The following is a 26,910-nucleotide window of genomic DNA, read 5'->3' as shown; positions in this document are numbered from 1 at the left end:
AGAACACGGATTCACTGTGTTGCTGCGCTGTCCTATGAAACGCTGCGCCCTGAACGCTGATTGCGTCATGCGTACAAGGGCGCTCGCCTTACCACGTCCTGCGACCGGCATTCACTTTGCCGCTAGCGCTTCTCTACGCCCGGCACATCCATGTTTATCTTGCGCCAGGCGCCTTCGGAGAAACTGTAAACCGAGAAGGCGATCAATCCCAACGCCATCACCATCAGAATCAAACCGCCAAAAGGCATACTTTGCAGAGCATTCAGGGCTTCCTTCATGCCCGGTGGGTTCGTGGCTTTATAAAGGGAGCCGCTGATTGCCATTAGCAGTGCAATCTCGATAAACACCACGCCTCGTGCAATCAGTCCGAATCGCGACACCGGGCGGATGTAGCGCATGACGTCTTCGTCAGCTTCGAAGTACTTCTCGAATGACGCTTTCCAGCCTTTGATGATGTGCGCAATGCCGACACCTAACGGCACGAGTGCAACAAGGTAGATCAGCAGGTTTGAATGCTCGAACGACAAAAGATGCGCTAACAAATCCTTGGTCTTGCCATCCCCGGCGTTACCCGAGCTTCCAGCACCACTGACGAGCAGGCCCAATGCAAAAACCGCCAGCGCGCCATTGACCAGACCTCCCGCGAACAGACCTGCACGAATGACGAGCCCCTTGAATTCGGTACCGTGATGATCAACGTCGCGAATAGCTTGCAACACGCGCCACGCCGCGAAGGCGAGTAGACCTGCCACCACCAGACCAATCAAGACATACCCGAATGGCTGGCTCAGCAGTGCCTCGAGACTTTTATGACTGTCTTTTGGTTTCGTAGCGTCTTGAGCCGCCAGGAGCGCGAATATCCCGATGATCAGATACAGAACGCCCCGAGCGGCGTAACCGCAACGCGCGAGCAGAACAAGGGTGTTTTGGGCAAGCATTGAATATTTCCAGGCAGAGAAGGTGTATACGAGCAGACCCGTCGCTGCAGCAGGGGTTCGATAAAGCACGTTGAAGGGTTGATCGGGCAAACCTGACCGTGTTGTGTTAATGCTACTGCCGAAGTGTGCACATACTGCGTGTTGACTGAAGACCCTATGACTTGCTCGGAAGAGTATTCAATGTCTATCGCTAGCCGTTTGTACATGATCAAAGGTCACAAGCGATGATGCGGGCGATAAACCTCATGTGGGCAAGCGTCTTGCCTGGCGAAAGGGCTGCACTGTTGCTGGGTTTCGCCTTCCATTTCTGCGTTCTGGCGAGCTACTACCTCGTGCGCCCATTGCGTGACGCGCTGGGGCTGGAGGGTGGTGCAGACAAAGTGCAGTGGCTGTTCACCGCGACTTTTTTGGTGATGCTGCTGATGGTTCCGCTGTTCGGTGCACTGGTATCGCGGCTGCCCGCCACGCGTTTTGTGCCGTTGATCTATCGCTTCATCGCCTTGTCGATGCTGGTGTTTGGCGTGTTGATTGCCAACAGGATTGCGCCGATCCAGGTGGGGCAGGTGTTTTTCGTCTGGATCAGCATCTACAACCTGTTCATCGTTTCGATTTTCTGGAGCGTACTGGTCGACCGGTTTTCCAGCGAACAGGGTTTGCGTCTGTTCGGCTTTATTGCGGCGGGAGGAACCCTGGGCACGTTTATCGGCCCTCTGCTGGCAGCGACCATGGCAACCAAGCTTGGCCCGATAGCGTTGACCTTTGCCGCAGCTGTGCTGCTGGAATTGGCGGTGCGATGCTATCGGGGACTGTTGTCCCGGACTGACACGCAGTCTGCCGGCCCGACAACGGCTGAACGAAAGATGGGCGGCAGCATGCTTGCGGGCATCACCCTGATCACACGCTCGCCGTATCTGCTGGGGCTGGTGTTATTCATGCTGCTGCACACGACCGCCGCCACGTTCCTGTATTTCGAACAGGGTCGGATAGTCGCCGGCAGTTACTCGGACGTGGCCAGCAGGACGCAGTTTTTTGCTGTCGTCGACCTGATCGTGTCGGCGCTGACCCTGATCTTTCAATTATTGCTGACCGGACCGTTGATCCGCCTCGTTGGCGTTGGCGGGGCGCTGGTTGCATTGCCCGTGGCGACCATTGTGGCTTTCACTGCCATGGCATTGGCTCCGGTGCCGGCAACGGTGGCTCTGGCGCAGGGTTTGCGTCGCGCTATCGAATTTGCCGTTGTGCGTCCGGCACGGGAAGTGCTCTGGACCGTGGTCAGCCGTGAGGAAAAGTACAAAGCCAAAAATGTCATCGAGACCCTGGTTTATAGAGGCGGGGATGCCGCCAGTGGCTGGCTGTCCGTTGGGTTGACGGCAGTGGGCGCCGGGTTTGGAATGGTGGCCGTTTTTATTGTGCCCGTGGCAGGGCTGTGGAGCGTCCTTTGCTTCTGGTTAGCCAGACGGCAGCGGCAAAAGGCAACGCTGAACGCCTCGTCATTGTGAAGGAGTCGCTGCTCGATCATTTGGGGGAGGGTTCGTCGCAACCCAAGTGGCATTGATAAATACAAATGCGAATACGTATCAAATGCTGGAAATGTCATATATTATTTCCCGCAAATTATTGGCACGTATGCCGTCCCATTTGGCTATTTTCTCAAGGCTTCCTCGATGCGTCGTACTCTGCTTTCCATCTGCGTGCTTCAGGCGTTTTCCGCTTCCTCCTGGGCGGAGCAGGCGACATCCGATACAACCATTCTGGAGTTGGAGGCGACCGACATCGTCGGTACTGCGCAGTACGAAGCCGCCCAAGGGCCGGTGAAGGGCTACCGAGCAACGCGTTCTGCCAGCGCAACACGAACCGACACGTCGATTCACGAGACCCCGCAGTCAATGAGCGTGGTGACCAAAGATGCTGTCGAAGACATCGGCGCGACTAGGCTTCAGGACGCGCTTGATTACGCCGGAGGGGTGGGGCGGGCCAATAACTTCGGAGGCCAGGGACTGACTACTTTCACGGTGCGTGGATTTACCACGGGCGAGTTCTATCGCAACGGTTTTCCGATCAACCGTGGTTATCCGAACATGCCCGATGCGAACACCATCGAGCGTCTTGAAGTACTGCGAGGCCCCGCCACTACGCTCTATGGTCGAGGTGATCCAGGTGGCACGTTCAACGTGGTCTCCAAACAACCGTTGATGGAGCGCACCGTGACCCTGGGCAGCCAACTCGATGATCAGGGAATGAAGCGTGGCACGCTGGATGCCTCCGGCCCGATCGACGAAGAAGGCCGCCTGGCCTATCGCTTGAATGTGGTGGGTGAGGGCGGTGATACCTTCCGCGATCATGTTGAAACCGAACGCTATGGCGTGACGCCGGTTATTTCCTGGCAGGCCAACGACGATACCAAGGTGATCTTCGAGGGTGATTTCATGCGCAATAATCACCCGCTGGATCGTGGCGTCACGCGTTATCCGAATCAGATCGGCACCGCGTCTCGCGATACCTTCTTTGGCGAAAAAGACGTTGGCAAATTGCACAACGACAACAACATGGCGCAGCTGCGTTTCGAACATCTACTGAGCGATAACTGGACATTGGGCGGTGGTTTCCAATGGCTCGATGGCACACTGCAGGGCAATGCCATTGAAGCGAATGGCGTCGCTGCCGACGGGCGCACGCTGGGGCGTAACTTCAACTATCGCAAACTGGAGTGGACGGACAAGGACACCCAACTGAACCTCACCGGACATTTCTCAACCGGGGGCTTCGATCACACGCTCTTGACCGGAATCGAGTACGAGGATTACGACTACAAGTCCATCATCCAGCGTTCCAGTGGCGCGGCAGGTGCCTACCCGATTGATATCTTCAATCCGGTATATGGTCAGGCTCGTCCCGCCCTGACCCGTACGCCGACCCACGACAAGGAAAATCTCAAGACCTATGCCGCCTTCATCCAGGATCAAGTGGCATTGACCGAGCGCCTGAAAGTTCTGGCGGGCGCCCGTTTCGAGCGTTTCGAGCATGACTATGAAACCTATGTACCGGGCGGCAAAAGCTGGGAGGCAAGCGACAATGCGGTGACCCCGCGTCTTGGCTTGCTTTATGACCTTACCGATACCGTCGCGGTGTATGCCAATACCGCGCGCTCATTCAAACCCAATACGGGAGCAAGTCGGCAGGGCGGCGGTTTTGAACCGGAAAAGGGTAAGTCTTATGAGATGGGGATCAAATGGGAAGCGCTGGATCGCCAGTTAAGCGTTGACGTAGCGATCTACCAGATTGAAAAACGAAACGTCTTCACGACCGATCCCGTGGACTCCACTTTCAGCGTGGCCGCTGGAGAGGTGCGCAGCCGTGGCTTTGATCTCAACGTGGCAGGCAACGTAACCCCTGAGTGGCGGGTGATTGGCGGTTATGCCTATGTGGACGCTGAAGTCACCAAGGACAATGTAATCCAGTCGGGCACACGACTGATGAACATTCCGGAGAACAGCTTCAGCCTGCTCAACGTTTACGAATTCCAGGATGGCAATCTGAAGGGATTGGGTTTGGGTATGGGCAGTAAATACGTTGCCGAACGTGCAGGCCAGACCGCTAACACGGCGTTTTCGATGGGCAGTTACACCGTTGTCGATTTGCTCAGCTTCTACAAGATCAACGACAAGGTCAGGCTTAATCTTGATGTGAAGAATGTCTTCGACCGCGACTATGAAGAAGGCGCCTTTGGTAATGTCTATGCGTACCCTGGTGAGCCGAGAACTGTTCAAGTGGGTGTTTCTTACACCTTGTAGATGATTCGGACGCACCGGTGACCTGGCGCTAATCCGCCAGGGTCTCCACGGGCGCTCATATACTCAATGACTGGACGCTTTTCATTATCGCCCTGTTGGGTGCGTTACCCTCTGGGCATTAAGGCGTCGCTGAATTGCGCGATCGGCAGGACGAAGCCCTGCCGGGCTGCCGATCGCGCAAGCAAAGGGCGCCTGGCTACCACTCAGAGTTTGCCTTCAGATCCGGTATAACTTGCACCTTGGACTTTGCCACTGGCATCGGACAGGCACGACCAAGGAGCGTCCGCGTCAGGTACCTTGATCGTCACGCCAACTCCCGCTTCGGCGGTCATGACGTCGGTCACCGAAAGTTTGCTGACAGCCACACCGGTCTTCTTCGCCACCTCGGCCAGGCAGGCTTTCTCCGCCTTGCTGGTGGCAGATGTGCCATTGGCGCTACCGACAGCACTCGCAGCGCCCGATGTCGCTGGCTTGCACACCCCATTGGCCCCGCCTTTACCGGTATAGGATACGTCCCATGACTCATCTGGATTACGCGTGAGAGAAATCGTCACGCCAGAGCCTTTGGCTTCATAGGCGTTGTTATTGAATTTCTTCAGTTTGGCCTCCTTGCCATTGATGTAAACCGGCCCGCCCTGATCCGCATGCACGGCGATATTAGTCGGGCAGTCGTAGTTGAGTAGTGGAATATCAGCACTGGCCACGGTGGCAAACAGTAAAGTGGTGGCTCCCAGCAAAAACGTGTTCATATTCATGCGAAATTCTCCTTCTGTTTGAGAGTGGTTGTACGTACTGCACGAGCGCCATGGATGCGACAGCACGCGCAGGGCCGAGGCCGGGCGAAACGACTTGTCGCCACCTCGACGACAGTGCTTCGGCAGTATAGGTCGTGGTGGCCAGTTTGAACGGCCAAACGCTCACGGTCGGATCTGATTGTCGGGTAGTCAGACAGTTGCTCTCACCCACCCGTTCATACGAGTTCCAGCACACGATTCAAGCCTCCGCTGAGGCACCGCTTTGTCGGAGTGGGGTTCGAATACAACTGGCCCTTTGCGAGGCGACACTTACCATCAGGGCTGCGGGCAAATTTGCCGATCAGCGCTATTTCCAGCGTCGTCACAGCGTGGTGATCTGTCCACTTCGATCCAGCTCAAAAACTTTGTTGTCCTGCAATTTCTCTTTCAGCCAGCGCTCAGCCTTGCCCAAGGGCCGCTGGCGTGCCCACAACAGGTCCACGCCTATTTGCCAGTCGGTGTGCGGGTAGGCCGAAAGTTGAAGTTCTACCAATTCACCTCTGGCCAGTTCGCGCTGGATGAGTTGACGGGGCAGGGTGGCCCAGCCGAGACCGGCGCGCACCATTTCCAGTAAGGCCAGATAGCTTTCCGCCTGCCACAGCTGGGTCGAGCGCAGGTATTCGCTGCTCGGCAGCTTGCTCGCATGGGCGCTGAACGCCAGACGTCGATGGACGTGCAGATCCTCGAAGCTGACGTTGTCGAGTTGCGCCAGCGGGTGATCGGGATGGCAGACGTGCAGCATGATCAGTTTGCCCAGTTGCTGAAACGCCAGCTCCTTGGGGTAGTCGGGCTGTGAAAACGCCACGCCGAGTATGGCTTCGCCGCTGCTGACGAGCTCGCTGACATCGCCGTACACCGGATGACGGATGATCAGATCGACGAAGGGGAACGCTTCTTCGAAGGCTTTGAGTACGGACATGATCGGTCCGTACGGCGTTTCAATCGCGAGCGTCAGGCTGGGCTCGACGTCGTCCGACAGGCAGTCGGCGTGGGCTTCAAATGTCATGCAGCGTTCGAGCACGGCTTCGGCCTGCAGCAGCAATTTGTGGCCGCTGGCGGTAAGGGCAGGGCTGCGGTTGCTGCGATCGAACAGGTCGACCCCGAGGTCGGTTTCGAGGTTGGCAATCGCCGCGCTGACGGTCGATTGGGTCTTGCCCAGTTTGCGTCCGGCCGCGGAAAACGATCCGCTTTTGACCACTTGGACGAACATCAACAGTTGATCGAGTGAGAAGCGCAAGTGGTGGACTCCGGGGTCGAAGGTGAGGGGGGGGTTAGCGGCTGGCGAATATCTAATTGTGCCATCGAAAAAAGCGATGGTTGCCAATTTGTTTCATCGTAATAAACGTTCAAATATGGCCCCAAGTCAAACGATCTCCGGGGCGATGTACCTTAAACGCCCCTGAGCATTGCCCGCGAGTTCAACAGATGCCGCACCTTCAGGAGCGTTTGAAATGACCACACAACGCATTCATCCGGTAGACGAGGTTTTGCCACTGCGACAGTTGTTCACGTTTGGTTTGCAGCATGTTTTGGTGATGTACGCGGGAGCGGTGGCGGTGCCGCTGATTCTTGGCAGTGCGATGGGCCTGACTTCGGCGCAGGTGGTGTTGTTGATCAACGCCAACCTGTTGACCTCTGGTGTGGCGACGTTGATTCAAACCCTCGGTTTCTGGAAGTTCGGCGCGCGTCTGCCGCTGATTCAGGGCTGCTCGTTTATTGCACTGGCGCCGATGATCATGATCGGCAAGGAGTTCGGCCTCAGTCAGATTTTCGGTGCGGTGATCGCGGCGGGCTTTATCACCATTGCGCTGGCGCCGGTGTTCAGCCGTTTGCTGCGGTTTTTCCCTCCGGTGGTGATTGGCAGTCTGATCACCATTATCGGCATCTCGCTGATGCCTGCTGCTGCGATCTGGTTGGGCGGTGGTAATCCCGACTCGGCGGATTTTGGCAATCCCGCCAACTTGTTGCTGGGCTTGGCCACGGTCAGTGTGACGCTGGTCATCTATGCCAAATTCAGGGGCTTTATCGGCAACCTCAGCGTGCTGATCGGCTTGTTCGTCGGCAGTCTGATCGCAGCGGCTTGCGGCATGACCAACTTCAGCCGGGTCAGCGAAGCGGCATGGTTTGAGCTGAGTGCGCCGATGGCATTCGGCGCACCGGAATTCTCGCCGGTACCGATTCTGATCATGACCCTGGCGATGCTGGTGATCATGGCCGAGACCACCGGCAACTGTCTGGCAATCGGCAAGCTCACCGGCAAACCGACCACGCAACAGACCCTCGGTAACGCGTTTCGCGCCGACGGTTTGTCGACCATGCTCGGCGGCTTGTTCAACAGCTTTCCTTACAACGCCTTCACCCAGAACACCGGTTTGATTGCACTTTCGAACGTGAAAAGTCGCTTCGTCGTCGCTGCTGCCGGGGCAATCATGGTGCTGATGGGCTTGTTTCCGAAACTCGGCGCGTTGATAGCGGCGGTGCCGACGCCGGTGCTCGGTGGCTGCGCGATCGTGATGTTCGGCATGACCACGGTGGCGGGGATTCAAGAACTGTCGCGGGTGCAATTCGAGGGGACGCGCAACGGCATCATCGTCGCCGTGTCGGTAAGTGTCGGCGTGCTGCCGATGTCCTTTCCAGCGTTGTTCGAACACGTCGGCCCGACGCTGAAACTGGTGCTCGACAGCGGGATTTTCCTCGGTGCGATCACCGCCATCGTCCTCAATCTATTGCTCAACAACGATAAAAAATCGACCGAAACCATCGGCGCAACGTCGGCTGAACTGGCCGACTGACTGTGTATTTTCCACTGCCCAGGAGTTACCCATGAATCAATTTACCCAGCTCATCCCGGCCGGCGTCAGCGATCTTGACCTGACATTGCTGCGTCAGACCATTGCCTTGTCCGAGGCATCGAAACAGCGCGGTCGGCATCCGTTCGCGGCATTGGTAGCCGACCGCAACGGCAAGGTGATTGTCGAGGCAGGCAACAACTCGATGCCGCCGGAAGGTGATCCCACCCAACATGCCGAACTGGTTGCAGCGGCGGCAGCGGCCAAGCTGCTGTCGCCACAAGAGCTGGAACTGTGCACGCTGTACACCAGCGCCGAACCTTGCTGCATGTGCGCAGGCGCTGTGTATTGGACGGGGATCGGGCGGGTGGTTTATGCCTTGTCGGAGCATGCGCTGCTGGGGTTGACGGGGGACCATCCAGAGAATCCGACGTTCTCGCTGCCGTGCCGCGAGGTGTTCGCGAAGGGGCAGCGCAAGGTGAGTGTGTTGGGGCCGATGCTGGAGGGCGAGGCGGCTGAACCGCATAAAGGGTTCTGGTCGTAAACCGCTGTCGGGCACTTGTGACGGTGCGCTTCACAATGTCCAGCGAGGCGGGGACAGTAAACAGGCTTAACTGCCGCGCATCTTCGGATGCGCGGCAGTCTATCGTTTCGCCAGTCACAAAACTGTCGCAAGACGAACCTGGCTTTTACAACGCAAACGTAGTCCCACGAGTATTCACAAAAAGCGAATAGATCGAGTGACTGCTGGCCATGAACAGTCGATTCCCTTCGCGTCCCCCGAAGCACAGATTCGGGCAGCGCTCTGGCAGCGAAATGTGCCCGATGGCCTTGCCCTGTGGATTGAAAACGCGCACGCCGTCGAGTTTTTCCAGGTCGGCCTTGGGATCACCATTGCCGCCCCAGCCGCACCACAGGTTGCCCGCTTCGTCGCATTTGATGCCGTCGATCGCGGCATATTCCAGCCCTTCAATGTGCTTGCGGCGGTCGCCGAGTGTGCCGTCGTCCTTCACGGCAATTGCCCAGATCAGGCGATTGGGCTTGGCGCGACCTTCGACGACGTACAGGGTCTTTTCATCGGGAGAAAAGCACAGGCCGTTGGGGCCGTTGAGATCGTCGATGACCCGCGTGACTTTTTTACTCTCGCCGTCGATGCGGTACACGGCGTGGGGCTGGCTCGGAGTGATTTTGTGGCCTTCGTAGTTGTTGCTGGTCTGGAAGGGCGGGTCGGTAAACCAGATCGATCCGTCACTTTTGCAGACGACGTCGTTGGGCGAGTTGAAGGGCTTGCCGTCGAAGCTGTCGGCCAGCACGGTGATCGTGCCATTGGATTCGGTGCGCGTGATGCGGCGGCCTTCGCTGGTCGTAGTGGAGCCTTCGCAGACGATCAGACGCCCTTGGCGATCCCGGCACATGCCGTTGGAAAAGTTCGAGTGTTCGCGGTACACGGTGAAGGTGTCGGTGATTTCATCCCAGCGCATGATGCGATTATTGGGGATGTCGCTGACCAATAAATAGCGGCCATCACCGACCCACACCGGTCCTTCGGCCCAGCGCATACCGGTGGCCAGTTTTTCAACACTGGCGTTGAAAACACGTAGATCGAGGAAGCTGTCGTCGAGGATGTGAACCAGCGGATCCGGGTAGCGCTGACTCAAGGGTTCGGCGGCCTCGGAGAGTCGGGTTAGCGCGGTACTGCCGACGGTGGCGAGTGTGGGGGAAACAGCGAGGGACTTTTTCAGGAAGCTGCGGCGGGTGTTGCCCTTCGCTGGGTCAAGGCTTTCAGGCTTGGCGGACAGGGATGAGTCCATGTAGCAATCTCCGTGGTTTTATTTTTTTTGTGGGAGACATAGTAATACCTCGTGATAGGACATCGTACAACCTGTTCGTTGCGCACGGGACATAGGGCGTACGCAGCGATGGAAGCGATCAAGCATCACCTCCACCACAAGTATTGGCATGCGATAACTTCGTGCCCTGCGGGCACGAACAGGTCTTAGCCAACCATCACCTCATCCAGAGCCTGCTCAAGCAGGCTGACCGTGCGCTCGATATTCTGCAGCTTCTCCAGTCCGAACAGCCCGAGGCGGAAGGTCTGGAAGTCGGCCGGTTCGTCGCATTGCAACGGCACGCCGGCAGCGATCTGCAGGCCGTGTTCGGCAAATTTCTTGCCGTTCTTGATATTGGCATCTTCGGTGTAGCTCACCACGACGCCGGGTGCCTGAAAGCCCGCAGCGGCCACACTTTTGATGCCTTTGCCTGTCAACAACGCCCGCACCCGATCGCCCAGCGCCTGTTGTTCATCGCGAACCTTGTCGAAACCGTACGCTTGCGTCTCTTTCATCACGTCGTTGAAGCGCGCGAGGGAATCGCTGGGCATGGTCGCGTGATAGGCATGTCCGCCCTGTTCGTAGGCTTGCATGATCTGCAGCCACTTTTTCAGGTCGCAGGCAAAGCTGCTGCTTTGCGTCTGTTCGATGCGCTCCAGAGCCTTAGCGCTGAGCATTACCAGGGCGCAGCAAGGGGAGGCGCTCCAGCCTTTCTGCGGTGCGCTGATCAGCAGGTCGACGGCGCATTTGTGCATATCCACCCAAATCGTGCCGGAAGCGATGCAGTCCAGCACGAACAGGCCGCCCACCGCATGCACGGCGTCGCCGACTGCCCGTAAGTACTCGTCGGGCAGGAGGATCCCGGATGAAGTTTCAACGTGGGGCGCGAAGACTATCTGCGGCTTCTGCGCCGCAATGGCTGCCAGCACTTCATCCAGAGGTGGCGGGGCATAGGCCGCTTGGTGACCGGTTTCGACTGGCCGGGCTTTGAGTACCGTGGTGGCGGCCGGAATGTTGCCCATCTCAAGGATCTGGCTCCAGCGATAGCTGAACCAGCCGTTGCGGATCACCAGGCACTGCTGGCCAGTGGCGAACTGCCGCGCCACCGCCTCCATGCCGAATGTGCCGCTGCCCGGAACCACCGCAACAGCCTCGGCGTTGTAGACCTGTTTAAGGGTTGCGGAAATGTTCTTCATCACCCCTTGAAAGGACTGCGACATGTGGTTTAGCGAGCGGTCGGTGTAGACCACTGAGTACTCGACCAGCCCCTCGGGATCGACACTGGGGTAGAGCTTGGACATAAGGTGACTCCTTGGGCACAGAGGTAAACATCAATGCCAAGGAGTGTAGGCAAAAGGCGCTAATGGGCTCATCGAATTACGCAAATGAGCTTAGCGTGCTTCACATTACGGCGAAGGCTCTCCGCTCAGCGCGTCAACCATCGGCGGGTGATCCTGCACCGCCTGACGCAGATCTTCGGTCACCCGCAACTCCGCACCTGTCGGCGAGAAGGTCGCCGCCGCCGCGAAAGGCGCGAGATTGGCCGGAACCGGGCGTTTGCCACGTCGCCACAGGAAGAAGGTGACCATGCACAGATTGACCAGCGCAAATACCCAGAACAGGCCATTGGCACCGAACGAATTCATCACCGGCGAGATCATCATCGGACTGATCGCCGAGCCCAGCGAGTTGATCAGCAGCAAGCCCTGAATCATCGGTACCAACGCTTCGGCAGGGGCGCGATCGGCGGCGTGGCTGACGGCAACCGGGTACAGCGCGAAGACGCCGCCGCCGAGCAGAAACAACATCACTGCGAGCAGGGTCGAGGACAACGGCATCAGGACGATCACCAGCGATAACACGGTGCACGCCACGGTCAGAATCGTCAGCACCTGCAAACGATCCTGGCGGTCGGACCAACGCCCGACCGGGTATTGCAGAAGCATCGCACCGAGGATCGTCCAGGCCATCATGCTGCCGACTTCACCGACATTCAGACCGCCGCGTTGCAGATAAAGCGGCAGCAAGGTGTAAATCGCCGCGATGGTGATACCCGAGCCAAAACAACCGACCAACCCGGTCGGCGTCACGCCCAACAATTGCCGAGGCTTGAGTGGCTCCACTTGATCGAGCAGAGGCGAGACTCGCGGCAGGATCACGATCGGCAGCACCGACAACGAGGCGAGCATGCCAGCGACCATGAACGGTGCGCTGTCGCTCAATCCGGTAATTCTCCCCAGCGTTGCCTGGCCCAGCACGCCGGCGCCGTACAAGACGATCATGTACAACGCGAGCAAGCGCCCGCGAATCTTCGCGTCACCTGCCAGCAACAGCCAGCTTTCGATTACCAGAAACACCCCGACCGTGGCCCAGCCATTGATCAGGCGCAGGGCAAACCAGCCCCACGTGTCATAGAACAACCCTTGCAGCAGGATGGTCACCGCGATCAGCGAGGCAAAGCTGCCGTAGGCGCGGATATGACCGATGCGCAAAATCAAACGGTCATTGAACACGGCGCCCAGGGTCAAACCAATGAAGTACGCCGACGAGACGATACCGATCATCGTGGTCGACGCACCGGCAGCGTCCAGTCGAAGAGTGGTCAGCGATGACATGAAACCGTTGCCCAGCGCAACAATAAACAGCCCAAGCAAGGGCGCCAGCGCCATGGCCAGCAAACGCGCAGACATAAAAACCTCTAGAAAACGAACAGCAGAACGCGCGCCTCTGCGCATGCGATTGCCAAGCCGAAGTGTGTGGGGTGCAAGTGCTCGCCGAACGGGAGGGGCGATTGAGTCCGAGGTGGGGCCAGCCCGTCAGGTATGCCTCGGGCGCCAAATCTGGCGACTGCAAGAGCGCGCGGATTCTAAGGCTTGTGCAGAATTTTCCAATGCCTGTTTGCTGCGGCAGTTGGACGCAGGCCAATCAAGACTGAGACACGACGACAGGTCATCGTTTTGCATTGCACAAATGTAACAAAGCCTCACACCTGGCTTTGCCCTCAGCCTTGACGACTGTCTTGCGATACGTCAGCAAAACGATGCCCGTGACCACACTCATCGCGGCTCAACGGCGTCCTGTGCGTGTACTCACATCCACCCACACGGCCAGCACCAGAATGCTGCCCTTGACGATCATCTGCCAATAGCTGTCGACGTCGAGCATGGACATGCCGTTGTCCAGACTGGTGATGACCAGCGCGCCGAGGAGGGCGCCGTACACCGTGCCGGAGCCGCCGCGCATCGAGGTGCCGCCGATGAAGCAGGCGGCGATGGCGTCGAGTTCACCCATGCTGCCGGCCGAAGGTGAACCGGCGGCCAGGCGCGCGGTGTTGACCACGCCGGCGAGGGCGCACATCACGCCCATGATCCCGAAAATCCACAGTTTCACGGCCTGCACATTGATACCGGACAGGCGCGTCGCTTCCATATTGCTGCCCACGGCATAGACGCGGCGGCCGAACACGGTCTGACTGGTCACATAGCTGAATACACCCAGCAAAACCAGCAGCAACAAGACCGGCACGGGAATGCCGTCATAGCTGTTTAGCGTCTGCACGAAGCCGGCGAGTACGGCACCGATTACCAAAACGCGGATGACGTCACGAACCAATGAGTACGCCGCCAAGCCATGAAGGGCGCGATTGCGCCGTTGTTTCCAGGTCAGGAACACGGTCAGCGCAAACAGCAGAACGCCCAGGCCGGTGCCGATCGCGTGGGGCAAGTAACCCTGACCGATGTAGACGAGTTCCGGCGACACCGGCGCAATGGTCGTGCCGCCGGTAATCCCCAGCAGAATCCCGCGGAACGCCAGCATGCCGCCCAGGCCGACGATGAACGAGGGAATGCGCAAGTAAGCTGCCATGTAGCCGTTGGCGAGGCCGATCATCAGGCCACACAGGGCGACCAGGCTCAGGTTGGCCAGCAGCGGAATGTGGTAGACCACATCGAGAATCGCCGCGAGGCCACCGAGCAGGCCCAGCAATGAACCGACCGACAAATCGATCTCGCCGCTGATGATCACCAGCACCATGCCGCAGGCGAGAATGCCGGTAATCGACATTTGCCGCAGCAGATTGGAGAGGTTGCGCGGGGTCAGGAATCCACCCTCGGTCTGCCAGCTGAAAAACAGCCAGATCAACACCACGGCAAACACCAGCGCGAGCATTTTGTAGCGGGTGAACAGTTGTTTGACCTGATTCATTTACGCGGATTTCCGATCGTTATTGTTATGGCTGCCAGGCTGGCTGAGGGCGGCGGCGAGCACCTGCTCCTGGGTGAGTTCATGGTTGATGAAGTCGCCACGCAACTGACCTTCGCCGATCACCAGCACGCGATCAGAAACGCCGAGCACTTCGGCCAGCTCCGACGACACCATGATGATCGACACGCCTGCGGCCGCCAGCGCGCCCATCAACTTGTAGATTTCGTATTTGGCACCGACGTCCACGCCTCGGGTCGGCTCATCGAGAATCAGCACCCGGGGTTGGGTGAGTAGCATCTTCGCCAGAACGGCTTTTTGTTGATTGCCACCCGACAGGCTGGTGATCGGCAGATTCGGGCTGGCGGTCTTGAGGTGCAGGCGGGCGATTTCATGATCAATGCTGCCCAACTCGGCTTCGGCATCGATACGGGTGAGTTTCGAGTAGTTGTCCAGCACGGCGAGGGTGATGTTCTGGCCGACGCCCAGGTCCGGAATGATCCCCTGGCGCTTGCGGTCCTCCGGCACCAGGCAGAGGCCGGCACGAATCGATTTGAGCGGTGTACGCGTGTCGATGGGTTGACCGTCGAGCCAGACTTCGCCCTCATGACGACCCGGGTAAGCGCCGAATAGCGCGGTCACCAGTTCGGTACGGCCGGCGCCGACCAGCCCGGCGATGCCGAGGATCTCGCCACGCTTGAGGACGAACGAGATATCGTCGACCCGTTTGCGCTTGGGGTTGTCGACGTCGTAGCAGGTGATGTGGCGGGCTTCGAAAATCACCTCGCCAATATCGTGCGGTTCGCAGGGGTAGAGGTTGCTCATTTCCCGGCCGACCATCTGGGTGATGATCTGTGGAATGTCCATGTCGGCCATGGCGGTGGTGGCGATATGTTTGCCGTCGCGGATCACTGAAATGGTGTCGCACACGGCAGCCACTTCATCGAGCTTGTGCGAGATATAGACGCAGGCAACCCCCTTGGCTTTGAGGTCGCGGATGATGTCCAGCAGCACCTCGATTTCCGAGCGGCTCAAGGCTGATGAAGGTTCGTCGAGGATCAGCAGGCGGGCCTTTTTGTTCAGGGCTTTGGCGATTTCCACCAGTTGCTGATAGCCACCGCCGTACTGCGATACCGGCAGCGCTACGTTCATGTCGGGCACTTTCAACTCGCGCATCAAAGCTTCAGCGCGGTGAATCATCGCCGGGTAGTTCATCCGCCCGCCAGGCAGCGTCAGTTCATGGCCCATGAAAATGTTTTCGGCCACCGACAGGTCGGGCACCAGCGTCAGTTCCTGGTGAATGATGACAATCCCGGCTGCTTCCGTCTCGCTGATCGATTGCGCCGTGAGCGGTTGCCCGTCCCAGAGGATTTCACCGTCCCAGGTGCCGTGGGGATAGACCGCCGAAAGGATCTTCATCAGCGTGGACTTGCCGGCGCCATTCTCGCCGCACAGGCCTACGCATTCCCCCGGTTTGACCTTGATGTCGATACCGTTGAGCGCTTTGACACCGCCGAAGGTTTTGACGATGCCGTTCATTTGCAGCAAATAGTCGGACATAACGAGGGCTCGTATTCCAAAAGGCTCAGACACTTAACTCTGTGGGAGCGCGCCTGCTCGCGAAGGCGCCTTTTCAGACAGAGCTTTATTGACTGACACTCCGCCTTCGCGAGCAGGCTCGCTCCCACAAGGTTTAACCAGAGATTTGCGATCCGGTCACTTCCCGGCAATTTGCGCCTTGGTGTAGAAGCCGTCCTGTTCCAGCAAATCGATGTTGTCCTTGGTCAACGACGTTGGCGTGAGCAGGATGGTGTCGACTTTTTTGCTGCCGTTGTCGTACTGCGAGCTGTAGGTGGGTTTCTCGTTGCGCGCCAGTTGCACCGAGAGCTTGGCCGCTTCGGTGGCGATGAGTTTCAGCGGCTTGTACACGGTCATGGTTTGGGTGCCGGCGATCACTCGCTTGACCGCTGCAAGGTCGGCGTCCTGCCCGGAAATCGGCACTTTGCCCGCCATTTGCTGCGCGGCCAGGGCCTGGATGGCGCCGCCCGCCGTGGCGTCGTTGGAGGCGACGATGCCGTCGATTTTGTTGTCGTTGCGGGTCAGGGCGTTTTCAACAATGCTCAGCGCTTCGGTCGGGTTCCATTCCTTCACCCACTGTTGGCCGACAATCTTGATATCACCCTTGTCGATGGCCGGTTGCAGGACTTTCATCTGGCCTTCACGCAGGATTTTTGCGTTGTTGTCGGTGGGCGCCCCACCGAGCAAAAAGTAATTGCCCTTGGGCGCCGCTTTCAGCACGCCGCTGGCCTGCATCTCGCCGACCTTTTCGTTATCGAAGGAAATGTAGGCGTCGACATCGGCATTGAGGATCAGACGATCATAGGACACGACTTTGATCCCGGCTTTCTTCGCTTCGGCCACCGCGTTGGTCAGCACCGTGGCGTTGAACGGCACGATGACAATGACATCGACGCCGCGGGAAATGAGGTTTTCGATTTGCGAAATCTGCTTTTGCTCGTTGGCATCAGCCGACTGTACGAAGACCTTGGCATCCATTTTTTCTGCCGCCGCGACGAAATAGTCACGGTCACGCGACCAGCGCTCCAATCGCAGGTCATCAATGGAGAAGCCGATTTTGGGGTGGGTAGCGTCAGCCATCACCGGCAGTGACAGCAGCGCCAGGGCGGTGGCCAACAGCGTGCGTTTTACGTTCTTCATGTGGGGCGTCCTTTTATTTTTGTTGGAAAGACACGGCCTGACGATGAGTTATCGGGCTGGTAAAACTGTAGAGAATCCGCAAGCGCCGCAGGCACAGATTTGTCGTTGAAATGTCACCGCGCGGCGCGCCCGCAGACTCTATGAGTGATCAGCGATAGATAAACCGGTTGACGATGTTCTCGAGCATTTCCTGGCGACCGCTCACGGCTTGCGGGTTCAACTCGTTGGTGAACGCGTGCTCGGCCAAGGACTCAAGATTGAAGTCACCCGCCATCAGCGCCTGCCCGAACGGCTGCTTCCAGCCGGCGTAGCGTTGATCCTTGAGCCGTTGTAATTCGTCGTTCTGCACCATGGCCGCTGCGCGTTCCAGGGACAGGGCAAGCACATCCATGGCACCGACATGACCATGGAACAGATCGACCTGATCGAGGCTTTGCCGGCGAACCTTGGAGTCGAAGTTGAACCCGCCATTTGTGAACCCGCCGGCCTTGAGGATTTCGTAGGTGGCCAAGGTCATTTCTTCGACGCTGTTGGGGAATTGATCGGTGTCCCAGCCGTTCTGCGGATCACCCCGGTTGGCATCGATGCTGCCGAAAATCCCCAGCGAGACGGCCGTCGCAATCTCGTGATGAAAACTATGGCCGGCCAGGGTGGCGTGGTTGGCCTCGATGTTGACCTTGATTTCGTGCTCCAGCCCGAACTGCTGGAGGAAGCCGAACACGGTGGCGCTGTCGTAATCGTATTGGTGCTTGGTTGGTTCCTGCGGCTTGGGTTCGATCAGCAGGTCACCCGTGAAACCGATCTTGTGCTTGTGCTCGACCACCATGCGCATGAAGCGCCCCAGTTGTTCGCGTTCACGTTTCAGGTCAGTGTTGAGCAGGGTTTCGTAGCCTTCGCGACCGCCCCACAACACGTAGTTGGCGCCTTTGAGGCGATGGGTCGCGTTCATGGCGCTGAACACCTGGGCAGCAGCGCAGGCGAACACTTCGGGGTCGGGGTTGCTTGCGGCACCCGCGGCAAAGCGTGGGTTACTGAAGCAGTTGGCGGTGCCCCACAGCAGTTTGATCCCGCTTTCTTCCTGATGCCGCTCCAGGTGATCAATCATTTGCGCGAAGTGGTTGCGGTACTCCTTCAACGATTGACCTTCCGGGGCGACATCCGTGTCATGGAAGCAGTAATAATCGATGCCCAATTTGGTGAAGAATTCGAAGGCGGCTGCCGCCTTGCCAATGGCCAGTTCCATCGGATCGCCGGCGTGTTGCCATGGGCGCTTGAACGTCCCCGCGCCGAACACATCGGAACCCGGCCAGACAAACGTGTGCCAGTAACAGGCGGCCATGCGCAGGTGTTCGCGCATGGGTTTGCCGAGGATGACTTTGTCGGCGTCGTAATGACGAAAGGAGAGGGGGGACTCGCTGTCCGGACCTTCGTAGCGAATCGGCTCGACATCGGGGAAATACTGCATTGACCTTGTCCTTGTTGTTCTTGGCGGTGTCTCGATACTAACAACGGCCCAGTGGCCGCTGATTATGAAAAACACCAACACGGGGTGCGATTTTGCGTATTGAGGTTCGTCGCCCAGGCGCCTAGTCTGTCTGCATCGCCTCCGGAGCAAGGGGCTCAGAACAAGCATAAAAACAATGAAAACCGTACCGCCTGTTCACCGTATCGCCCTGTTGTTCAACGGCAGCAAGATCTACGACCGTGGCATCATCAGCGGCATCGGCAACTACCTGAGCAGCACCCGCGCTTCATGGGATCTGTTCCTGGAGGAGGATTTTCTCTGTCGCTTGAAAGGGATCGAGCGCTGGCAGGGTGACGGCATCATTGCCGACTTCGACGATCCGCTGATTGGCGAAGCGCTGGCCGACATCCAGTTGCCGGTGGTAGCGGTGGGGGGCTCGTATGAGGATAAGCGTGCCTATCCGAAAGCGATTCCGTATGTCGCCACCGATAACAACGCGTTGATGACGCTGGCCTACAACCATTTGATTGAGGCGGGACTGCAGCGTTTCGCCTGCTTCAGTCTGCCTGAAGCGCAGGCCAATCGTTGGGCTCAGGAGCGGGAAAAAGCCTTTCGCAGACTGATGCAGCGCGACGGCCTGCACGCCGAAATCTATCGCGGTATGGGCACGAGTGCGCCGCTCTGGGACAGCGCCGTCGAACAGCTGATTGCCTGGCTGCATGGCCTGCCCAAGCCCATCGGCATCATCGCCGTCAGCGACGCTCGTGCCCGCCAGTTGCTGCAGGCCTGCCTGACCGCCGGCATTGCCGTGCCAGAGCAGGTGGCTTTGATCGGCATCGACAACGACCCGCTCACCCGCAGCCTGACTCGAGTACCGTTGAGCTCGGTCATCCAGGGCACCGAAACCATGGGCCGTACCGCCGCGCAATTACTCCACCAGATGCTGCACGGCCTGCCGTCCACCGGCACGCAGATTCTGATCCCTCCCGATGCGGTCAATGTGCAGGTGTCGAGCTTGCACCAACCCTTGGGCAATCCGTACGTCATGCAAGCGCTGCTGTTCATCCGCCAATACGCTTGCCAGGGCATCAAAACGGCGCAGGTGGCGGCTTATGTCGGTGTATCGCGCTCGTCACTCGAAGCGCATTTCCGCGCTGAACGAGGCTGCAGCGTGCATGACGAGATCCTGCGTTTCAAACTGGCGGCGGCCACCAGCGGGCTAAAAAATACCGACTCGGTGATTGCCGACGTCGCACGCAGTTGTGGCTTCAAGTCGGCGCAGTATCTGCACACGGTGTTCCGACGGGAGTTTGGCTGTACGCCTCGTGAGTATCAGCAAGGGGCAGGGGTGAGCTAATGGAATACCCGCAAATGAGGTTACAGTGGTCATCAATGTCTCAGTTGTTGTGTGAACAATGAATCGTCCGCTGTTCGTTTCTCTGGATGGGCCCAAGGGCACCGGCAAAACCACACTGTTGGAAGCCATTACGCAGGTACTGCGCGCGGGCAACCAGAAAGTCATCCGGCTTTGCGAGAGAAAAAGCGATCCTTTCAGGGGTGAAACCATGGCCCTGGTCAACAATCTCGCCCGAAATCCCTCCACGGATCTGGAGTGGGCTGTATGCCAGGGTTTTGCTGAAAGTCGTAGCTGGATTTCCCGTCACGTACTGACGAAACAGCCGCCAGACAGCATCATCCTGATTGATCGCTGGTATCCATCTGACGCCGCGTTTCGGCAAACAGTCCCGTTTTCCGACATTCTCCAGTTGAACATGGATCGAGAAGTACAAGTGCCAGACCTGCATGTCGGCGTCGTTACCGACCCGGAAATTTCATGGGCAAGGGCCGCGACACGTTCGCGAGGACTGGGCGGCACTGTGATTCAGAAATATGCAGAGCACGTTGCGTGTACCGAGTCGTTCGAAAAAGCGGTAGCCGACCACGGCTGGGTTCTCTGTCGGAATGAAGGAACAATCGAAGAGGCGACGATGCAGGTGGTAACTCAGATCTATCAGGTGATGTTGGCACGGAACAGGGGGGCGCTATAAGCGCGTGAAGCGCAATCGGCCAGCCTTCCACCTTTAGCTGAGGTCCGCACCCTTTGCAGACCGCTGCTACACGCCAGGTAAGCTGACATTTCGAACGGAGATGTTCTCGAGACGGGTCACGAGCCGTAATGTTTTTCTAGCCGGGATGAAAATCCGTTTCAAATTGCCGGAGAAAACCTATGCGCTGCTCCCGACGTTAACTGACGTAGTCATTGAAGGATTGCACATGATCGCTCGCTGGCGCTGGATAATAAGCCAACTGACAAAGAGGCTGTGGTTCAGAGCTTCCTTGTTTTCAGTTCTCGGAGTAGCGACCGCACTGCTCGCTGTGGTGCTCAAAGACTTCATCCCTGAATCATTGTCGGCGCGCATCGGCGCGGATGCCGTGGACAATATTCTGGGGATCATTGCCTCTAGCATGCTGGCCGTCACAACTTTCTCGTTAAGCACGATGGTCACCGCTTACGGGGCCGCGAGCAGCGGAGTGACACCGCGCGCTACCACCTTGGTGATGGAGGACACCACGACCCAAAATGCACTTGCCACATTCATAGGCTCATTCCTTTTCAGCCTGGTGGGGATCATCGCGTTGAGCACGGGCGCCTATGGCACGCAAGGTCGAGTATTGCTGTTCGCTGTGACGATAATTGTGGTCATCTTGATTGTTTACACTCTCCTGCGCTGGATTGATCACCTGTCAAAACTTGGAAGGGTGGGAGAAACCATCGATCGCGTCGAAAAGGCTGCAATAAAGGCAATCACTCAACGCGTTCAGTGGCCCTACTTAGGCGGCTCAGCTTACCCAGCCGATCTGTCGCTAACTCCAAGCGCAATCACAGTTAAAAGTGAGCTGACAGGCTATGTGCAACATATCGATGTGAGCGCACTTGGAGCTATTGCTCAGCATGATGAAATACAGATTTATCTGGATGTGCTCCCGGGGACATTTGTATACGAGGGAATGCCACTCCTACACATCGTGAGCTTGGGAAACTCGATGGCCGGGGATACCGATATTGCAAGAGAGAAGGTTCTAGCGACGCTGACCATAGGCGTGCGGCGAACCTTTGAAAATGATCCCCGCTTCGGACTCTGCGTTCTTTCGGAAATCGCTTCTCGCGCCTTGTCGCCTGCGGTGAACGATCCAGGAACAGCCATCGATGTCATTGGCCGGGGAGTGAGGACTTTGACTTGCTGGAGCAAGCCTCACGTCTCTGGCTCGCAAACAGACCAGGGCTGTAAACAGGTCTTTCTCCGAGGATTGACGGTTGATGATCTGTTCGATGATTTTTTTGCCCCGATCAGCAGGGACGGTGCAGCTTTGCTAGAAGTAAACCTTCGGCTGTTAAAAGCCCTCATGAGCCTCGCTGAAATAAACCCAGCGATCTTTAAAGATGCATGCGACAGGCACGTGGATCTTCTCATCACTCGCGCAGAGATCACGCTTACGCTTCAGCACGAGAAGGATCAACTGACCTCAATAGCTGGAAGAATCACACGGCAGGCCAATTGAGTTGGACTCTTTGGCTTGGTGCAGCTTCCGCGTTTTCAAGAAAGCCTCGGGCCAATTGTTACAGGGCCCATTCTTGAACTGACCGTGAGAGTACTAATACCTCCAAAAAACCGGTGTGAAGAGTACCAGCACGGTGAGTATCTCTAGCCGTCCCAGCAGCATGCCAATGGTAAGCAACCATTTTGCTGCGTCAGGCAGTGTTGAGAAGTTGCCAGCAGGCCCGATGATTGTGCCTAAACCTGGCCCCACGTTGCACACCGCAGTGGCAGCTCCGCTCAACGCTGTCGTCCAGTCTAGTCCGATCAGGGCGAGTCCCAAGGCGATCACTGCAATAGTGATGGTGAAGAAGAATGAGAAGGTCAAAAGCGAACGCAAGATCTCTTCATCAATCGGATGACCGTTGTACTTCTTCTGAATCACTGCACGAGGATGGATCAACTGCTTCAGGCTACTCACTAATAGAGCTCCAGCAACCTGGAAGCGGAAAATTTTAAGGCCGCCTGCTGTTGAACCCGAACAGCCACCAACAAAGGTCAGATAGAAGAACAACAGAACGGCAAAACTACCCCACAAGGTGTAATCGCCTACAGCAACTCCGGTGGTGGTGACGACCGAGGTCACATTGACCGCCACGATACGAAACGCATCCCACCATCCGTAGTCGCTGTGCAAACACAGCCAGGTACCCACCGCAAGCCAGGTCACGACCAAAAAACCTACGAATCCGCGCACCTGGTGGTCCTTGAACAGCGCACGACGATTACCGCGCAGCGTCGCGACGTACAAGGTAAAGGGCAGGCTTCCCATAATCATGATGACGACCGCTATCCAGTGAATCGCGGGCTGTGTCCAGTGGCCAAGTGATGCATCTGAGGTTGAGAAACCGCCAGTGGAGATCAAGGACATCGCGTGGTTGACCGCGTCAAACGGTGTCATCCCCGCGATCCATAGTGCGAGAGCTCCGGCGCCCGTTAGCCCCAGATAGAGAAAGAGGATGTACTTAGCGGCCACATGGGAGCGGGGCGTCACTTTCTCCGACCAGTCTGAGGACTCTGTCTGAAAAAGACGCATGCCACCCACCCGCAGCAGGGGAAGGATCGCCACAGCCATGCCGATGAAGCCGATACCACCCAGCCAGTGCAGCATCGAGCGCCAGATCAACAAACCGGGTGAGGCGGTATCCAAACCACTTAGAACGGTTGAGCCAGTTGTAGTGATGCCGGACATCGTCTCAAAGAACGCATCGGTGTAACTGATGTGACTGATGAACACCATAGGCAACGCTGCGAAGGTACACACCACCACCCAACTGCAGGTCGTCAATAGATACATATCCCTCGGACGAAGCTGAGCATTGTCCGGGCGCCCTCGCACGATCAACAGGAGGCCACAGATGAAGGTGATCAAGCTTGACCAGAGAAAGGCGGAGAGGTCGTCGTTGCGCTCGAAAGTCACCAGCGTGATCATGGGTATAGCCATGCTCACAGCCAACGTGATTAGAAAGATGCCTAAGATGAAACCGACAAGCCTGAGTGCAGCAGAGGACATGAAGTTAGCCTGCCAAAATTAACGCCGCGAAGTATCCGATAGCTAACATTCAATACGTGTAATTTTTGCGTAAAAAAATCGCGATCTCCGTGCAAAGGGACGCCAGCGTGCGACCGCAATCAAAGGAATATAGCGGCTTTTAGCTTCGTTAGAGGCTGACGATTAATCATGGATTGGCTTAAGTCCCCCACCGCATATCCGTATCCGCGTTCTTTAGTTTCAGAGGGGAACGGTGCCGTGCTTTCCTGGGGCTGATTCAGGCAGCGTTCGCCACATGATTGGAAAGCTTGTTAGGATAGGACCCTACACATCTCGTTTTACCATAGGAACAGCGGGGCTAACGGCCATTGCACGTTACAGCGTGCCACAACCAAGGAGGCTCTTATGGGCCGATCACCTAGCGATGATCTACCGGAAAAACCTCATCAAAGCAGTGAGGATGGCATTCCTGCTCCTAGCGGAGCTGCCAATCTGATCGACACCGACTATGTCATCGGGCAAGACAATATCAAGGGTGAGTTTTCGTTCTCCCTCGATATTCACGGCAAAGTGTTCATCATTTCAGCCGCAACAATCCTGTTATTCGTGATTATGACGCTCGCACTTCAAAATGAGGTTGAGCCGCTGTTTAGTTCTATCCGAAATTGGTTAACTGGCAATCTCGCCTGGCTGTTCATGAGCATCGCAAACATATTTGTGGTGCTCTGCATCGTGCTGATTTTTTCCCCGCTGGGAAAGGTTCGTTTGGGCGGTAGAGATGCTAAACCAGACCATAGCTATGTGGGCTGGTTCTCGATGCTCTTCGCCGCGGGAATGGGCATCGGCTTGATGTTCTACGGCGTGGCCGAACCTATGTCGCATTACCAGGCGTCCATGGGCGGTGTGACCGTCGATGCAAGTGGTGTGCGCACCGACTGGGCACCGTTAGGGGGAGCAGCGGGTGATGCAAAGGCCTCCGCCGACTTGGCAATGGCTGCCACTATCTTCCACTGGGGACTCCATCCCTGGGCGATATACGCAATTGTTGCCTTATCTTTGGCGCTGTTCTCTTACAACAAAGGCTTGCCGCTCTCCATACGGTCGATCTTCTATCCATTGCTAGGCGAGCGCGTCTGGGGATGGCCGGGGCACATGATCGATATCCTGGCGGTATTTGCCACCTTGTTTGGACTGGCGACCTCCTTGGGGATAGGAGCAGAGCAGGCAGCAGCAGGGATTGAATATCTCTTCGGTATTGAGTCGACGAATCTAAGCAAGGTGGTGCTGATCGTTGGTATCACCTTAATTGCGCTCTGGTCGGTACTTGCAGGCTTGGACAAGGGCGTCAAGTTGCTGTCTCAAATCAATATGGGCCTCGCATTGCTGTTGCTAGTGTTCATCATTGTTGTTGGGCCGACCTTGGCGATTTTCACTGGATTCTTTAAAAATCTGGTGACGTATGCTGAGTACCTTCCGGCACTTTCCAACCCTTTCGGACGCACTGACACTGAATTCACTCAAGGCTGGACTGCATTTTATTGGGCATGGTGGATTAGCTGGTCTCCCTTTGTGGGGATGTTCATTGCCCGCGTCAGCCGTGGCCGAACAGTCAGAGAGTTCCTGATCTCGGTCTTGCTGGTTCCAACCGTGGTATCGGTATTGTGGATGACGACTTTTGGCGGGACTGCCATTGACCAGGCTACCGTACAAAACCTGGTTGGCGTCAAGGATGCTGTGTTGGAACTGAAGCTGTTCGCGATGCTGGGAGAATTACCTCTCAAGGAAATTACTTCGTTCCTGGGCATTGTTCTTGTCATTGTGTTTTTTATCACCTCCTCGGACTCTGGTTCCCTGGTCATTGATACGATCACAGCAGGGGGCAAGGTCGATGCGCCTGTTCCGCAGCGTGTATTTTGGGCTGTCATCGAGGGAGTGATTGCCATTGCGCTACTGTTGGGCGGCGGTCTTGTGGCGCTGCAGGCTATGGCTGTATCGACGGGCCTGCCTTTCGCACTCGTTCTGGCGCTGGGTTGCGTTTCCCTGGTGAAAGGGCTGATGTCCGAGCCCCGCTGAAGCTCGGGGCTGAGCGACGTTAATCCTTCATTAACCCGCCAAGCACAACTGCTGGCGGGTTAAACCTCGGATAAATGAGGTCAGAATGTTTCAAGAAGTTGTTAACTTTTTCATCACGTACGAGTTTTTGGGGATTTCGTTAGCCAACTGGGCTTTCGCTGTTGTGTTGGCAACCATAAGCTTTGTATTCGCGAGAACCTTGATCGGTGTCTTTCTGAGGAAACTTCGAAAGATATCAGCATCACCCAATGCACCTATTAGCCGTATTGCAGTCGTAGTGCTTTCAGGAACGAGCAATACGCTTTTACTGCTTGCATCGATACTCATTGGTGTAGGTATGCTCGACCTTCCAGAGCGTTGGCTTGTACGAGTCAGCAGCCTCTGGTTCGTTGTCGCTGCTTTGCAGGTCGGCCTCTGGGCAAATCGCGCCTCTGCGTTGGCTTTAGCCCAATACTTCAAACGGCACAGCGCCTCTGAAACATTTCAGGGGAGCGCGTTGGCGACGTTAAGCTTGTGGGGAGCAAAGGTCTTCTTATGGGTCGTGGTTGTGCTGGCGATGCTTTCAAACGTCGGCGTAAACATTACAGCTTTCGTCGCCAGTTTAGGGGTAGGCGGCATCGCTATAGCCTTGGCAATGCAGAATATTCTAGGGGACGTATTCGCTTCGCTATCCATTGCGGTAGATAAACCGTTTGAGGTAGGCGATTTCATCGTTGTGGGCTCATTGTCTGGCACCGTCGAGCATGTAGGATTGAAGACAACGCGGATTCGTAGCCTTGGCGGTGAACAAATCGTTATGGCTAACGCGGACATGATCGGAAGTACCATACAGAATTACAAACGGCTTCTAGAGCGCAGGATCGTTTTTGAGATAGCCCTGAATTATGGTTGTTCCGCGCAGCAGGTAAGGGAAGTACCGCAACGAATCGAGCATATTATCAGGCAGCAAAAGAAAGCCCGATTTGACCGATGCCATTTTCGTAGTTTTGGGGAGAGCGCTCTAGAATTTGAGGTGGTCTACATTGTTTTAGACCCAAGTTACAACGTCTACATGGATATTCAGCAGGACATAAACTTAGAAATAATGGACGCCTTTAACGAGATAGGTGTCAGCTTTGCACTGCCGTCGCGCACCGTTTACGTTGCATCGATTCCCGGTGGCGAGATGCCTGTGGGGCGTAGCAAAGAAGTGGCTATGAGGACTTCCGAGCACTCGACATAAAAG

19 protein-coding genes and 1 pseudogene are annotated in these 26,910 nt (G+C 56.9%); 9 read left to right on the top strand and 11 right to left on the bottom strand.

Features of this window, described 5'->3' with window-relative positions; genetic code table 11:
- Positions 1-122: 122 nt before the first annotated feature.
- Positions 123-938 (bottom strand): DUF1206 domain-containing protein, encoded by an 816-nt coding sequence (locus IEQ42_RS10955; RefSeq protein WP_210703522.1) that lies wholly within the window; start codon positions 936-938, stop codon positions 123-125.
- Positions 939-1,162: 224 nt separating this feature from the next.
- On the opposite strand from IEQ42_RS10955, the gene IEQ42_RS10950 reads away from it, so the two are divergent.
- Both IEQ42_RS10950 and IEQ42_RS10945 read left to right on the top strand, forming a co-directional pair.
- On the top strand, positions 1,163-2,437 hold the full coding sequence (locus IEQ42_RS10950; protein WP_210703521.1) for an NTP/NDP exchange transporter: 1,275 nt from the start codon (positions 1,163-1,165) through the stop codon (positions 2,435-2,437).
- A gap of 165 nt (positions 2,438-2,602) precedes the next feature.
- Positions 2,603-4,729: a TonB-dependent siderophore receptor gene (locus tag IEQ42_RS10945; protein ID WP_210703520.1), complete on the top strand. Its 2,127-nt coding sequence runs from the start codon at positions 2,603-2,605 to the stop codon at positions 4,727-4,729.
- Positions 4,730-5,193: 464 nt separating this feature from the next.
- Here the strand turns inward: IEQ42_RS10945 and IEQ42_RS10940 are convergent.
- Positions 5,194-5,478, bottom strand: a pseudogene (locus tag IEQ42_RS10940) (hypothetical protein); the annotation flags it as partial.
- A gap of 367 nt (positions 5,479-5,845) precedes the next feature.
- On the bottom strand, positions 5,846-6,760 hold the full coding sequence (locus IEQ42_RS10935; protein WP_210703519.1) for a LysR family transcriptional regulator: 915 nt from the start codon (positions 6,758-6,760) through the stop codon (positions 5,846-5,848).
- Between the two features lie 214 nt (positions 6,761-6,974).
- On the opposite strand from IEQ42_RS10935, the gene IEQ42_RS10930 reads away from it, so the two are divergent.
- Both IEQ42_RS10930 and IEQ42_RS10925 read left to right on the top strand, forming a co-directional pair.
- The gene (locus IEQ42_RS10930) at positions 6,975-8,315 is read left to right on the top strand and encodes a nucleobase:cation symporter-2 family protein (protein ID WP_210703518.1); all 1,341 of its coding nucleotides are present in this window, start codon (positions 6,975-6,977) and stop codon (positions 8,313-8,315) included.
- A 31-nt stretch (positions 8,316-8,346) separates the two neighbouring features.
- Positions 8,347-8,856: a nucleoside deaminase gene (locus IEQ42_RS10925; RefSeq protein ID WP_150596364.1), complete on the top strand. Its 510-nt coding sequence runs from the start codon at positions 8,347-8,349 to the stop codon at positions 8,854-8,856.
- Between the two features lie 145 nt (positions 8,857-9,001).
- Here IEQ42_RS10925 and IEQ42_RS10920 read toward each other — a convergent pair whose 3' ends face one another.
- The 7 genes from IEQ42_RS10920 to xylA all read right to left on the bottom strand — a co-directional run bounded on the left by IEQ42_RS10920 (position 9,002) and on the right by xylA (position 18,524).
- The gene (locus IEQ42_RS10920) at positions 9,002-10,123 is read right to left on the bottom strand and encodes an SMP-30/gluconolactonase/LRE family protein (RefSeq protein ID WP_210703517.1); all 1,122 of its coding nucleotides are present in this window, start codon (positions 10,121-10,123) and stop codon (positions 9,002-9,004) included.
- A 185-nt stretch (positions 10,124-10,308) separates the two neighbouring features.
- Positions 10,309-11,442 (bottom strand): pyridoxal-phosphate-dependent aminotransferase family protein, encoded by a 1,134-nt coding sequence (locus tag IEQ42_RS10915; protein WP_210703516.1) that lies wholly within the window; start codon positions 11,440-11,442, stop codon positions 10,309-10,311.
- A gap of 105 nt (positions 11,443-11,547) precedes the next feature.
- Positions 11,548-12,831, bottom strand: coding sequence for an MFS transporter (locus tag IEQ42_RS10910; protein ID WP_210703515.1), 1,284 nt, complete (start codon positions 12,829-12,831; stop codon positions 11,548-11,550).
- Positions 12,832-13,207: 376 nt separating this feature from the next.
- Complete coding sequence (locus IEQ42_RS10905; RefSeq protein WP_210703514.1) at positions 13,208-14,344, bottom strand: sugar ABC transporter permease; 1,137 nt, start codon at positions 14,342-14,344, stop codon at positions 13,208-13,210.
- A complete protein-coding gene (gene xylG, locus IEQ42_RS10900) occupies positions 14,345-15,901 on the bottom strand; it encodes a D-xylose ABC transporter ATP-binding protein (protein WP_210703513.1) in 1,557 nt (518 codons plus the stop codon). It lies immediately after the preceding gene.
- 156 nt (positions 15,902-16,057) lie between these two features.
- Positions 16,058-17,059 (bottom strand): D-xylose ABC transporter substrate-binding protein, encoded by a 1,002-nt coding sequence (xylF, locus tag IEQ42_RS10895; RefSeq protein WP_200614227.1) that lies wholly within the window; start codon positions 17,057-17,059, stop codon positions 16,058-16,060.
- Positions 17,060-17,207: 148 nt separating this feature from the next.
- Positions 17,208-18,524: a xylose isomerase gene (gene xylA, locus IEQ42_RS10890; RefSeq protein ID WP_210703512.1), complete on the bottom strand. Its 1,317-nt coding sequence runs from the start codon at positions 18,522-18,524 to the stop codon at positions 17,208-17,210.
- A 175-nt stretch (positions 18,525-18,699) separates the two neighbouring features.
- Here xylA and IEQ42_RS10885 point away from each other — a divergent pair, with 175 nt between their 5' ends.
- The 3 genes from IEQ42_RS10885 to IEQ42_RS10875 all read left to right on the top strand — a co-directional run bounded on the left by IEQ42_RS10885 (position 18,700) and on the right by IEQ42_RS10875 (position 22,085).
- Positions 18,700-19,881, top strand: a complete 1,182-nt coding sequence (locus tag IEQ42_RS10885) for a XylR family transcriptional regulator (RefSeq protein ID WP_210703511.1) — start codon at positions 18,700-18,702, stop codon at positions 19,879-19,881.
- Positions 19,882-19,939: 58 nt separating this feature from the next.
- Complete coding sequence (locus tag IEQ42_RS10880; protein ID WP_210703510.1) at positions 19,940-20,572, top strand: dTMP kinase; 633 nt, start codon at positions 19,940-19,942, stop codon at positions 20,570-20,572.
- Between the two features lie 226 nt (positions 20,573-20,798).
- A complete protein-coding gene (locus IEQ42_RS10875) occupies positions 20,799-22,085 on the top strand; it encodes a DUF2254 domain-containing protein (protein WP_210703691.1) in 1,287 nt (428 codons plus the stop codon).
- A gap of 93 nt (positions 22,086-22,178) precedes the next feature.
- On the opposite strand, the gene IEQ42_RS10870 is transcribed toward IEQ42_RS10875, so the two are convergent.
- Positions 22,179-23,633 carry a TrkH family potassium uptake protein gene (locus IEQ42_RS10870; RefSeq protein WP_210703509.1) on the bottom strand — a complete coding sequence of 485 codons (1,455 nt, stop codon included), beginning with the start codon at positions 23,631-23,633 and terminating at the stop codon, positions 22,179-22,181.
- A gap of 384 nt (positions 23,634-24,017) precedes the next feature.
- On the opposite strand from IEQ42_RS10870, the gene IEQ42_RS10865 reads away from it, so the two are divergent.
- Both IEQ42_RS10865 and IEQ42_RS10860 read left to right on the top strand, forming a co-directional pair.
- Positions 24,018-25,685, top strand: a complete 1,668-nt coding sequence (locus IEQ42_RS10865; protein WP_210703508.1) for a BCCT family transporter — start codon at positions 24,018-24,020, stop codon at positions 25,683-25,685.
- A gap of 85 nt (positions 25,686-25,770) precedes the next feature.
- Positions 25,771-26,907, top strand: coding sequence for a mechanosensitive ion channel family protein (locus IEQ42_RS10860; RefSeq protein WP_210703507.1), 1,137 nt, complete (start codon positions 25,771-25,773; stop codon positions 26,905-26,907).
- Positions 26,908-26,910: the final 3 nt, after the last annotated feature.

Source organism: Pseudomonas iridis (assembly GCF_017980685.1).
GTDB lineage: Bacteria > Pseudomonadota > Gammaproteobacteria > Pseudomonadales > Pseudomonadaceae > Aquipseudomonas > Aquipseudomonas iridis.
Note: the sequence above shows the minus strand (reverse complement) of the source record. Positions and strands in the feature narration are given on the sequence as shown.